Here is a 12286-nt window from a genome sequence, read left to right on the forward strand (position 1 = left end):
GAAGATGAGCGCCACCCTGTCCTCGTCTCCCGGTTCGGTGACCCTCGATCAAGGGGCTTCACCATTGCGGGCGCGCATCGTCGGTGACTGGACCCTCGCCCATTACGCAGCACTGCGTCGAGAGGTGCAGCGGCTCAACGCGCGGATCGACGAGCGCAGCCAGATCGAGCTGAGCGAACTGGGCGCGCTGGACACGGCGGGCGCCGGCCTGCTGGTGGAGCTGCTCGGGCCCGAGCGAATCGCCGCCATCGAAGCCTGGGCGCCGCAGCTACCGGCCGAACGCCTGGCGCTGCTGCGCACCGTCGCCACCGCCCTGAATCAACCGGATGCCGCCGAGCCGCCGCGCGGCTATGCCTTCGGCGACGTGCTGGCACATATCGGCGGCGCCGTCGCGGCGCTGTGGAAGCAGCAGCGCGCGCTGCTCGGCTTCATTGGCCTGACCCTGCAGACGCTGCTGCTGACGCTACCGCGGCCGCGGCGCTGGCGGCTGACCTCACTGGCCGTACATATCGAGCAGACCGGGCTGGACGCGGTGCCGATCGTCGCGCTGCTGACCTTTCTGGTCGGCGCGGTGGTGGCCTTTCTTGGCGCGACGGTGCTCGCCGACTTCGGCGCGACCATCTACACCGTCAACCTGGTGGGTTTTTCCTTCCTGCGCGAGTTCGGCGTGCTGCTGGCGGCGATCCTGCTCGCCGGGCGCAGCGCCAGCGCCTTCGCCGCGCAGATCGGCTCGATGAAATCCAACGAGGAAGTCGACGCGATCCGCACCCTAGGCCTGAGCCCGATCGAGCTATTGGTGCTGCCGCGCGTGCTGGCGATGCTGATCACCCTGCCGATCCTGACCTTCGTCGGCATGCTCAGCGGCATCGCCGGCGGCCTGGTGGTCTGCGTGCTGGCGCTGGACATCTCGCCGACGATGTTCTTCAACATCATGGCGCGCGACATCGCCGTCAGCCATTTTCTGGTCGGGCTGGGCAAGGCGCCGGTATTCGCCTTCGTCATCGCGGTGATTGGCTGCCTGGAAGGCTTCAAGGTCAGCGGCAGCGCGCAGTCGGTGGGCGAGCACACCACCTCCAGTGTGGTCCAGGCGATCTTCATGGTGATCCTGCTGGACGCCATCGCCGCGCTGTTCTTCATGGAGATGGGCTGGTGACGAGCGACGAAGCACTGATCCAGGTACGCGGACTGGTCAACCGCTTCGGCAACCAGACCGTGCACGACGGCCTCGACCTCGACATCCGTCGCGGCGAGATTCTCGGCGTCGTTGGCGGATCGGGCACCGGCAAGTCGGTGCTCCTGCGCAGCATTGTCGGCCTGCGCCGACCAAATGCCGGCAGCGTCAGCGTGTTCGGTGAAAATCTGCTGGAACTGTCGGCCGAGCGCCGCTCGCAGGTGGAACGACGTTTTGGCGTACTGTTCCAGCGCGGCGCGCTGTTCACCTCGCTGAATCTGCAGGAGAACGTCGCGCTGCCGCTGATCGAGCACGCCGGGCTCGAGCGCCGCGACGCCGAACATCTGGCGCGGCTGAAGCTGGCACTGGCCGGTCTCCCGGCCAATGCCGCCTGCAAGTATCCCGATGAGCTCTCCGGTGGCATGGTCAAGCGCGCCGCCCTGGCCCGCGCGCTGGCGCTGGATCCTGAAGTGCTGTTCCTTGACGAGCCCACTGCCGGCCTCGACCCCATCGGCGCGGCGGCCTTCGACCAGCTGATTCTGACCCTTCGCGACGCGCTGGGCCTCAGCGTGTTTCTGGTGACCCACGATCTGGATACGCTCTACACCATCTGCGACCGGGTGGCCGTGCTGTCACGCAAGCGCGTGCTGGTGGCCGATCGCCTGGAGGTGGTGGAAGCCACCGACGACGCCTGGATTCGTGACTACTTCCACGGCCCGCGCGGCCGGGCGGCGCAACAGGCCGCCGACTTGTTGGAGAGCTGAAATGGAAACCCGCGCCCACCACGTAATGATCGGCCTGTTCACCGTCCTGGCAGTCGGCGGCGCGCTGCTGTTCGCCCTCTGGCTGGGCAAGTCGAGCATGGACCGCGAATACAACTATTACGAGATCAGCTTCAATCGCGCGGTCAGCGGGCTGTCCAACGGCAGCTCGGTGGAGTACAGCGGCATCAAGGTTGGTGATGTCGAGGCGCTGTGGCTGGAGCCGGACGATCCGCGCAAGGTGCGCGCGCGCATCCGCGTGTATGCCGGCACGCCGATCAAGCAGGACACCCGCGCGCGTCTGGCGCTGGCCAACATCACCGGCAGCATGATCATCCAGCTGCACAGCGGCACGCCGCAGAGCCCCCCGCTGGAAGGCAAGCGTGGCGAGCCGCCACTGATCATCGCCGACCCCTCGCCGCTGAGTGCGCTCTTGGAGAACGGCGAAGATCTGATGACCAACATCAACAACCTGCTGCGCAGCGCCAACCTGATGCTCTCCGAGGACAACGCCGAGCGCATCGGCCGCACCCTGGCCAATCTCGAACAGGCCACCAGCGTGCTGGCCGAACAGCGTGGCGACCTCAGCGAAGCGCTGACCCAGCTCAGCCAGCTGGGCCAACAGACCAACACCGCGCTGGCGGAGATCACCCGGCTGACGCAGAACGCCAATGGCCTGATCGATGACGAAGGGCGCCAGCTGCTGAGCAGCGCCGGCGAATCCATGGCCGCGCTGGAGCGCGCCACGTCGCGCCTGGACGAGCTGCTGTCGAGCAACCAGGGCGCATTGAACAACGGCCTGCAGGGCTTCAGCGACCTGGGCCCGGCGATCAACGAGCTGCGCGGCACCCTCGGCGCCCTGCGCCGCGTCACCCAGCGCCTCGAAGACAATCCCAGCGGCTTCCTGCTCGGCCGCGAGAAGATCCAGGAGTTCACCCCATGAGCCGCCTTGCGCTGTTCCGCCCCCTTGCCCTCGCGTGCGTGCTCGGCACACTCGCGGCCTGCACCCTGCTGCCCGATGCCGAACCGATCCGCGTGTACCTGCTGCCCACCGCCGAGCTGCCGGCCGTCCAGCCAGGCGAGCGACTGCGCCAGGCACTGCGCATCCACACCCCGCATGCCAGCCGCATCCTTGCCGGACCGCGCATCGCCGTGGTGCCGGATGGCAACCAGATCAGCAGCTACCAGGGCGCGCGCTGGAGCGATGCCGCGCCGACCCTGCTGCGCGACCGGCTGATCGAGCAGTTCCGTCAGAGCGGACCGGTGGCGGTGAGCAATGAGGACAGCAACCTGTTCGCCGAGCTGGAGCTGTTCAGCGAACTGCGCGCGTTCCAGAGCGAGTACGTCGATGGCCAGCCGCAGGTGCTGGTCAGGCTAGATGCTCAGCTGGCGACGGCACCGGAGCAGCGCATCCTTGCCAGCCGCCGCTTCGAGGTCCGCCAGCCCAGCGCCAGCCCGCAGCTGGAAAGCGTGGTGGCGGCCTTCGGCGAGGCCAGTGACGAGCTGAGCCGCCAGCTGCAACGCTGGACAATTGAGGTGGCAAAAAGCTATTCCGCGCAGTGAAGTCCGGCGAACCGGTCATATAAACGCGTTAAACAGCAGTTTTATTGACTCAGGCTAAGCGCGGCCCGCCGAGGCATCGCTTAGCATGCAGACCAGTGCTTCACGATAAGGAACGCCCATGAAAGCGCCAGCCCAGAAAAAACTTCGCCGGGTGCTGTCCGCGCTCGCCGCGCTGGTCGTCGTCGGCCTGCTGGTATGGTCGGAACTGCGTCCCGACGGCCTGGGCGACGGCTTCGCCAGCGGCAATGGGCGCATCGAGGCCACCGAGATCGACGTTGCAACCAAGCTCGGTGGACGCATCCGCGAGATCAGCGTCGACGAAGGCGACTTCGTCCAGCCCGGCCAGGTCATCGCACGGATGGACACCGAGGTGCTGGAGGCTCAGCTCAACCAGGCCCGCGCCCAGGTGCGCCAGGCGGAAAATGCCATCCTCACCGCCCAGGCGCTGGTCACCCAGCGCGAGAGCGAGAAGGCCACCGCCGAGGCCGTGGTGCTGCAGCGCCGTGCCGAGCTGACCGCCGCGCAGAAGCGCCACCAGCGCACCAAGACGCTGGTCGACCGCAACGCCATGCCGCGCCAGCAGCTGGACGACGACCTCGCCGCCATGCAGAGCGCCCAGGCCGCGCTGGCCGCCTCCCGCGCCCAAGTGCTGTCCGCCGACGCCGGTATCGCCGCCGCCAGGTCGCAGGTGATCGAGGCACAGTCGGCGCTGGAGGCAGCACAGTCCAGCGTCGTACGGCTGCAGGCGGACATCAGCGACAGCGAGTTGAAGACCGACCGCGTGGCCCGCGTGCAGTACCGCGTCGCGCAGCCGGGTGAGGTGCTCGGCGCCGGTGGCAAGCTGCTCAATCTGGTCGACCTGGCCGACGTCTACATGACCTTCTTCCTGCCCGAGCGCCAGGCCGGCCGTGTCGCCATGGGTTCGGAGGCACGCCTGGTGATCGATGCCGCACCGCAGTACGTGATTCCGGCCAAGATCACCTACGTCGCCAGCGTCGCGCAGTTCACGCCGAAGACGGTGGAAACCGAAAGCGAGCGCGAGAAGCTGATGTTCCGGGTCAAGGCGCGGATCGATCCCGAGCTGCTGAGAAAGCACATGGAACAGGTCAAGACCGGCCTGCCGGGCGTCGCTTACCTGAAGCTGGACGCCGACGCTGAATGGCCGGCGCACCTGCAGATCAATGTCGGCCAATGAACCAGTCCCCTGCCCCGGTCGCCGAGATCAGCGGCGTCAGCCTGCAGTACGGCAAGACCCGCGCGCTGGATGACCTCAGCCTGAGCCTGCCGGCACGCTGCATGGTCGGCCTGATCGGCCCGGATGGCGTCGGCAAGTCCAGCCTGCTGGCGCTGATCGCCGGTGCGCGCAAGCTGCAGCAGGGCCGCGTGCAGGTGCTCGACGGCGACATGAGCGATGCCGGCCACCGTCGCGCGGTCTGCCCGCGCATCGCCTACATGCCCCAAGGCCTGGGCAAGAACCTCTACCCGACGCTGACGGTGTTCGAGAACCTCGAGTTCTTCGGCCGACTGTTCGGCCAGGACGCCGCCGAGCGCCGCTGGCGCATCGCCGAGCTGACCCGCAGCACGGGCCTCGCGCCCTTCGTCGAGCGCCCGGCGGGCAAGCTCTCCGGCGGCATGAAGCAGAAGCTCGGCCTCTGCTGCGCGTTGATCCACGACCCCGACCTGCTGGTCCTCGACGAGCCCACCACCGGTGTCGACCCGCTGTCGCGTGCGCAGTTCTGGGAGCTGATCGAGCGCATCCGTGGCGAGCGCCCGCAGATGAGCGTGCTGGTGGCCACCGCCTACATGGACGAGGCGCAGCGCTTCGACCATCTGGTGGCGATGGACGCCGGCCAGGTGCTGGCCACCGGCACGCCGGCCGAACTCCTGGCGCGCACCGGCAGCGACACCCTGGAGCAGGCCTTCATCCGCCTGCTGCCGGAAGCCAAGCGCAGCCAGCACCGCGAGCTGATTATCCCGCCGCAGCCGCCGAGCGACAGCATCGCCATCGAGGCCCACGGGCTGACCATGCGCTTCGGCGATTTCGTCGCCGTGGACCGGGTCAATTTCCGCATCGCCCGCGGCGAGATCTTTGGTTTCCTCGGCTCCAACGGCTGCGGCAAGACCACCACCATGAAGATGCTCACCGGCCTGCTGCCCGCCAGCGAGGGCGAGGCGCTGCTGTTCGGCAAGCCGGTGGACCCGCACGACATGCAGACCCGCCAGCGCGTCGGCTACATGTCCCAGGCCTTCTCGCTGTACAGCGAGCTGACGGTGCGGCAGAACCTCGACCTGCACGCGCGGCTGTTCCACCTGCCGGCCGAACGGCGCGACGCGCGGGTGCAGGAAATGCTCGAACGCTTCGACCTCACCGACGATGCCGAGAGCCTGCCCAGCAGCCTGCCGCTGGGCGTGCGCCAGCGCCTGTCGCTGGCGGTGGCGGTGATCCACAACCCGGAGATCCTGATCCTCGACGAACCCACCTCCGGGGTCGACCCGGTCGCCCGTGACGGCTTCTGGGAACTCCTGGTGCAGCTGTCGCGCGAGGACGGCGTGACCATCTTCATCTCCACCCACTTCATGAACGAGGCGCTGCGCTGCGACCGCATCTCGCTGATGCACGCCGGGCGGGTACTCGACAGCGACACGCCGCAGGCGCTGATGGCCAAGCGCGGGCTGCCGACGCTGGAACAGACCTTTATCGCCTACCTGGAGGAAGCCGCCGCCGCACATGCCGGGGAGCAGCCGGCAACGCCGCCCGCCGCACCGGGCAAGCCCTCCCAGGCCACCGGCAACAACGGACGCCAGGCCCGCTTCAGCCTGCGCCGTCTGCTCAGCTACACCCGCCGCGAAGCCATGGAGCTGCGCCGCGACCCGATCCGCGCGACGCTGGCAATGCTCGGCAGCGTGCTGCTGATGTTCATCATGGGCTACGGGGTCAGCTTCGACGTCGAGAACCTGACCTACGCCGTGCTCGACCGCGACCAGACCACCACCAGCCAGCACTACCTGCTGAACATGGCCGGCTCGCGCTACTTCATCGAGAAGGCTCCGCTGGCCAACCATGCCGAGCTCGATCAGCGTCTGCGCAGCGGAGACATCAGCCTGGCGGTGGAGATCCCGCCGAACTTCGGCCGCGACCTCAAGCGCGGCGCCATACCGCAGGTGGCCTTCTGGATCGATGGCGCCATGCCCATGCGCGCCGACACCATCAAGGGCTACGTACAGGGCATCCATCTGAACTACCTGCAGCAGCTGGCCCGTGAAGCCGGCGTCGACGGCCAGCTCACGCCAGCGGACGTCGCCATCCGCTACCGCTACAACCCGGACGTGCAGAGCCTGCCGGCCATGGCACCGGCGATGATCCCGCTGCTCCTGATGATGATCCCGGCGATGCTCACCGCCCTCGGCGTGGTGCGCGAAAAGGAACTGGGCTCGATCACCAACTTCTACGTCACCCCGACCACCCGCCTGGAATTCCTGCTCGGCAAGCAGCTGCCCTATATCGCGCTGGGCATGTTCAACTTCGCCACCCTGGCGCTGCTGGCGGTGTTCGTCTTCGGTATTCCAATCAAGGGCAGCATCCTCACCCTCTGCCTCGGCGCGCTGCTCTACGTGGCCTGCGCCACTGGCCTGGGACTGCTGATGTCGGCGATTTTCAACAGCCAGATCGCGGCGATCTTCGGCACGACCATCGTCACGCTGCTGCCGGCGATCCAATTCTCCGGGCTGATCCACCCGGTCTCGGCGATGGAGGGCGCCGGCGCCTTCGTCGGCAAGCTCTACCCGACCAGCCACTTCCTGATCATCAGCCGCGGGGTGTTCTCCAAGGCCCTCGGAATGGCCGAGCTGTACCCCTATTTCATTCCCATGCTGCTGGCCATTCCGCTGCTGACCCTGCTCAGCGTCGCCGGCCTGCGCAAGCAGGAGAAATGACATGGGCGGCCTGCAACGCAAGCTCGGCAACATCCTCCAGCTCGGCCTCAAGGAGCTGCGCAGCCTCTACCGCGACCCGGCGATGCTGGTGCTGATCATCTATTCGTTCACCCTGGCCATCTACGAAGGTGCCACGGCAATTCCCGAGGCGCCGCACCGGGCCAGCATCGCAGTGGTCGACGAGGACCGCTCGCAGGCGTCGCTGCGCATCATCAACGCCTTTCAGCTGCCCTACTTCATCGAGCCGAAGGCCATCAGCCATCAGGAGATGGACAGCGGCATGGACGACGGCCTCTACACCTTCACCCTGAACATCCCGCCGCGCTTCCAGCAGGACCTGCTCGCCGGCCGCCAGCCGACCATCCAGCTCAACGTCGATGCCACCCAGGTCAGCCAGGCGTTCACCGGCGCAGGGCACATCCAGCAGATCATCGCCAGCGAGACCGCCGAATTCGTCCGCCGCTACCGCAGCGAAGACGTGCTGCCGGTCGAAGCGGTGGTGCGCACCGCGTTCAACCCCAACCTCAGCCGCGCCTGGTTCGGCGCGGTGAACGAGGTGATCAACCAGATCACCATGCTGGCGATCATCCTTACCGGCGCGGCGCTGATCCGCGAGCGTGAGCACGGCACCATCGAGCACCTCTTGGTGATGCCGGTGACACCGTTCGAGATCATGGTCGGCAAGGTCTGGGCCATGGGTCTGGTGGTGCTGGCGGCAGCGGCGTTCGCCCTGCGCTTCGTCGTCGAGGGCTGGCTCGATATCCCGATCCAGGGCTCGCTGTGGCTGTTCGCCGGCGGCGCGGCGCTGCACCTGTTCGCCGCCACCTCGATGGGCATCTTCTTCGGCACGGTGGCGCGCTCCATGCCGCAGCTGGGCCTGCTGGTGATCCTCACGCTGATCCCGCTGCAGATCCTCTCCGGCGGAGTGACGCCGCGCGAGAGCATGCCGGAGCTGGTGCAGAGCATCATGCTGGTGGCGCCGACCACGCATTTCGTCGAACTGGCTCAGGCGATCCTGTTCCGCAATGCCGGCACGGCCATCGTCTGGCCGCAGCTGCTGGCGCTGATGGTGATCGGCACGGTGTTCTTCATCGGTGCGCTGTCGCGCCTACGGGTGTCGTTGCGCTAGCGGCTACGCTTTCTTCACTACGCCCGCGTCGCCAGACCGACCGCTCTAGCCCGAAGCTTTATGGCATCACGCCAGCATCCTAGATTTATGTTGGTAACCAAACGGTCACCCGGCGCCCCACCACACCCGGGAATTTTTGCATCGACGGCCGGTCTATCGTGCCGACATGCTAAGAGCCTGACGCTCGACAGCGCGCCAAGGAAGCCCCATCACTATGCGCATTCTCGTTACTGGCGGTGCCGGATTCATCGGTTCCGCACTGATCCGTCACCTCATTCTCGATACCGAGCACAGCGTGCTCAACCTGGACAAACTGACCTATGCCGGCAACCTCGAGTCGCTGGCCAGCGTGGACGACAACCCGCGCTATCAGTTCCTCCAGGCCGACATCGCCGATCGTGAGCGGGTCAGCGAGGCGCTGCTGGAGTTCCAGCCGGACGCCATCATGCATCTGGCCGCCGAATCCCACGTCGATCGCTCCATCGACGGCCCGGCCGAATTCATTCAGACCAACATCGTCGGCACCTACCAGCTGCTGGAGGCCGCCCGCGCCTACTGGCAGACGCTGCCGGCCGAGCGTCGCGCGGCGTTCCGCTTCCACCACATCTCCACCGATGAGGTGTACGGCGACCTGCACGGCGTCGACGACCTGTTCACCGAGACCACCCCCTACGCGCCCAGCTCGCCCTACTCGGCCAGCAAGGCCTCGTCGGACCACCTGGTCCGGGCCTGGCAGCGTACCTACGGCCTGCCGGTGCTGATCACCAACTGCTCGAACAACTACGGGCCGTTCCACTTCCCCGAGAAGCTGATCCCGCTGGTGATTCTCAACGCGCTGGATGGCAAACCGCTGCCGGTCTACGGCGACGGCTCGCAGATCCGCGACTGGCTGTTCGTCGAGGACCACGCCCGCGCGCTGTTCAAGGTGGTCAGCGAGGGCAAGGTCGGCGAGACCTACAACATCGGCGGCCACAACGAGCAGAAGAACATCGAGGTGGTGCGCGGTATCTGCGCGCTGCTGGAAGAGCTGGCGCCGAACAAGCCCGCCGGCCTGGCCCGCTATGAAGACCTGATCACCTTCGTCAAGGATCGCCCGGGCCACGACCTGCGCTACGCCATCGACGCCAGCAAGATCGAGCGCGAGCTCGGCTGGGTGCCGCAGGAAACGTTCCAGACCGGCCTGCGCAAGACCGTGCAGTGGTACCTGAACAACCTCGAATGGTGCCGTCGCGTCCAGGACGGCAGCTATCAACGCGAGCGCCTCGGCGCCCTGGAGAACGCATGAAAGGAATCATCCTCGCCGGAGGCTCCGGCACCCGTCTGCACCCCATCACCCTTGGCGTATCCAAGCAGCTCCTGCCGATCTACGACAAGCCGATGGCCTACTACCCGATCTCGGTGCTGATGCTCGCCGGCATCCGCGACATTCTGGTCATCTCGACACCGCAGGATCTGCCGCAGTACCAGAACCTGCTGGGCGACGGCAGCCAGTTCGGGGTCAACTTCAGTTACGCCGAACAACCTTCGCCGGACGGCCTGGCCCAGGCCTTCCTGATCGGTGAAGAGTTCATCGGCGACGATTCAGTATGCCTGATCCTCGGCGACAACATCTTCCACGGCCAGCACTTCACCGAGAAGCTGCAGCGCGCCGCGCGTCAGGAGAAGGGCGCCACGGTGTTCGGCTACTGGGTCAAGGATCCGGAGCGCTTCGGCGTGATCGACTTCGACGCGGACGGCAAGGCGCTGTCCATCGAGGAGAAGCCGAAAAAGCCGAAGTCCAGCTACGCGGTGACCGGCCTGTACTTCTACGACAACGACGTGATCGAGATCGCCAAGTCGATCAAGCCCTCGCCGCGCGGCGAGCTGGAGATCACCGACGTCAACATGGCCTACCTCGAGCGCGGCGATCTCAATGTCGAGCGCTTCGGCCGCGGCTTCGCCTGGCTCGACACCGGCACCCACGACAGCCTGCTGGAAGCCTCGCAGTACGTGCAGACCATCGAGCACCGCCAGGGCCTGAAGGTCGCCTGTCTGGAGGAAATCGCCTACCAGAACAAGTGGATCGACCGCGAGCAGCTGCTGCGCCGCGCCGATGCGCTGGGCAAGACCGGCTACGGCCAGTACCTGTTCAAGCTGGCGGGTGAAGACGCATGAAGGTCGTCGAAACCAGCATTCCCGACGTACTGATCATCGAGCCCAAGGTCTTCGGCGACGAACGCGGTTTCTTCTACGAGAGCTTCAACGCGGCCGCTTTCGAAGCGGCCACGGGGCTCAAGCGTCAGTTCGTCCAGGACAACCACTCCAAGTCCCAGCGCGGCGTGCTGCGTGGCCTGCATTACCAGATCCAGCAGCCGCAGGGAAAACTGGTGCGGGTGGTCGCCGGCGAGGTATTCGACGTCGCCGTCGACCTGCGCAAGAGCTCGCCGAGCTTCGGCCGCTGGTTCGGCACCCACCTGAGCGCGCAGAACCAGCGCCAGCTGTGGATACCCGAAGGCTTCGCACACGGCTTCGTGGTGCTCAGCGAAAGCGCCGAGTTCCTCTACAAGACCACCGACTACTACGCGCCTGAGCATGAGCGCAGCCTGCTGTGGAACGACCCCGAGCTCGGCATCCAATGGCCGTTCGACGAGGCGCCACAACTGTCCGCCAAGGACCAGGCCGGCAAGCTGCTGCGCGATGCGGAGCTGTTTCCATGAAAATCCTGATCACGGGCAGCACTGGGCAGCTCGCCCGCGAATTGCAAGTGGAACTGGCTGGCACCGGCAAACTGCTCGCCCTCGGGCACAACGCACTGGATCTCGCCGTGCCCGAACAGATTCGTGAGCAGGTGCGCCTGTTGCGGCCGGACCTGATCATCAACGCGGCGGCCTATACCGCCGTTGACCCGGCGGAAAGCCACCGCGAGCAGGCCTTCGCGGTCAATGCCCGCGGTCCGCAGGTGCTCGCTGAAGAAGCCGCGCGGCTCGGTGTGCCGCTGATCCATTACTCCACCGACTACGTGTTCGACGGGCGCAAGGCCGAACCCTACGACGAAAACGACCTGCCACAGCCGCTCAATGTCTATGGCGCCAGCAAGCTGGCCGGCGAACAGGCGATCCAGGCCGTCGGCGGCGAACACCTGATTCTGCGCACCAGCTGGGTCTATTCCCAGCATGGCAAGAATTTCCTGCTGACCATGCAGCGCCTGCTGCAGGAGCGCGATGCGCTGTCGGTGGTCAGCGACGAGATCGGCGCGCCGACCTGGGCCGCAACCATCGCCCGCGTCACCGCCGAGCTGGTGCGCAAGCGCAACGCCGGGCAGGCCGGGCCGAGCGGGTTGTATCACCTCAGCGCCAGCGGCGAGGCCTCCTGGTACGGCTTCGCCTGCAGCATCGCCGAGCGATTGCGCCAGGAAGGACGCCTGCGTGCCGAGATCACCCCGATCCTGTCCAGGAACTACCCGACCGCGGCGCAGCGTCCACTTAACTCGCGGCTCAACTGTGCGCGACTGCGGCAGGATTGGGGGGTCACCCTCCCCGACTGGGAAACCGCTCTGCACGAGTGCCTCAACAGGGCCCGCGGCTTCGACAGCGAAGAGGCCCCGCAGCCCGTCGCCGCGGGACGCTGATCCAGCTGGTCACCGCGCCGCTTGGCCACGCCGCAGTCAGGCGTTTTTCCGCCGCCTCGACCACCGACGCTGAACGCCGGCACGCTCTGCGTGCATAATGCGCCGGACCCTCAGGCGCCCAC

The 12286-nt window shown here is 66.7% G+C and carries 11 protein-coding genes; all 11 read left to right on the plus strand.

The features are described 5' to 3' along the window. Positions 1-4: 4 nt before the first annotated feature. The 11 genes from ACX1DW_RS16905 to rfbD all read left to right on the plus strand — a co-directional run bounded on the left by ACX1DW_RS16905 (position 5) and on the right by rfbD (position 12164). Positions 5-1153 carry an ABC transporter permease gene (locus ACX1DW_RS16905; protein ID WP_458991956.1) on the plus strand — a complete coding sequence of 383 codons (1149 nt, stop codon included), beginning with the start codon at positions 5-7 and terminating at the stop codon, positions 1151-1153. Further along, on the plus strand, positions 1150-1935 hold the full coding sequence (locus tag ACX1DW_RS16910) for an ABC transporter ATP-binding protein (protein ID WP_458991957.1): 786 nt from the start codon (positions 1150-1152) through the stop codon (positions 1933-1935). The genes ACX1DW_RS16905 and ACX1DW_RS16910 overlap by 4 nt, the downstream gene beginning before the upstream one ends. 1 nt (position 1936) lies before the next feature. Then, the gene (locus ACX1DW_RS16915; protein WP_063540337.1) at positions 1937-2875 is read left to right on the plus strand and encodes an MlaD family protein; all 939 of its coding nucleotides are present in this window, start codon (positions 1937-1939) and stop codon (positions 2873-2875) included. Further along, positions 2872-3495, plus strand: a complete 624-nt coding sequence (locus ACX1DW_RS16920; protein ID WP_458991958.1) for an ABC-type transport auxiliary lipoprotein family protein — start codon at positions 2872-2874, stop codon at positions 3493-3495. The genes ACX1DW_RS16915 and ACX1DW_RS16920 overlap by 4 nt, the downstream gene beginning before the upstream one ends. 118 nt (positions 3496-3613) lie before the next feature. Then, positions 3614-4690 (plus strand): HlyD family secretion protein, encoded by a 1077-nt coding sequence (locus tag ACX1DW_RS16925; protein ID WP_458991959.1) that lies wholly within the window; start codon positions 3614-3616, stop codon positions 4688-4690. After that, positions 4687-7428, plus strand: coding sequence for a ribosome-associated ATPase/putative transporter RbbA (gene rbbA / locus ACX1DW_RS16930; RefSeq protein WP_458991960.1), 2742 nt, complete (start codon positions 4687-4689; stop codon positions 7426-7428). The genes ACX1DW_RS16925 and rbbA overlap by 4 nt, the downstream gene beginning before the upstream one ends. Before the next feature lies 1 nt (position 7429). After that, positions 7430-8557 carry an ABC transporter permease gene (locus ACX1DW_RS16935; RefSeq protein ID WP_458991961.1) on the plus strand — a complete coding sequence of 376 codons (1128 nt, stop codon included), beginning with the start codon at positions 7430-7432 and terminating at the stop codon, positions 8555-8557. 214 nt (positions 8558-8771) lie between these two features. Next, positions 8772-9842, plus strand: coding sequence for a dTDP-glucose 4,6-dehydratase (rfbB, locus tag ACX1DW_RS16940; protein WP_458991962.1), 1071 nt, complete (start codon positions 8772-8774; stop codon positions 9840-9842). Next, positions 9839-10711 carry a glucose-1-phosphate thymidylyltransferase RfbA gene (rfbA, locus tag ACX1DW_RS16945; protein ID WP_063540331.1) on the plus strand — a complete coding sequence of 291 codons (873 nt, stop codon included), beginning with the start codon at positions 9839-9841 and terminating at the stop codon, positions 10709-10711. The genes rfbB and rfbA overlap by 4 nt, the downstream gene beginning before the upstream one ends. After that, positions 10708-11253 (plus strand): dTDP-4-dehydrorhamnose 3,5-epimerase, encoded by a 546-nt coding sequence (gene rfbC, locus ACX1DW_RS16950; RefSeq protein WP_014595362.1) that lies wholly within the window; start codon positions 10708-10710, stop codon positions 11251-11253. Before rfbA ends, rfbC begins: the two co-directional genes overlap by 4 nt. Then, on the plus strand, positions 11250-12164 hold the full coding sequence (rfbD, locus tag ACX1DW_RS16955) for a dTDP-4-dehydrorhamnose reductase (RefSeq protein ID WP_111481811.1): 915 nt from the start codon (positions 11250-11252) through the stop codon (positions 12162-12164). The genes rfbC and rfbD overlap by 4 nt, the downstream gene beginning before the upstream one ends. Positions 12165-12286: the final 122 nt, after the last annotated feature.

The sequence above is a fragment of the Stutzerimonas sp. KH-1 genome (assembly GCF_054483855.1).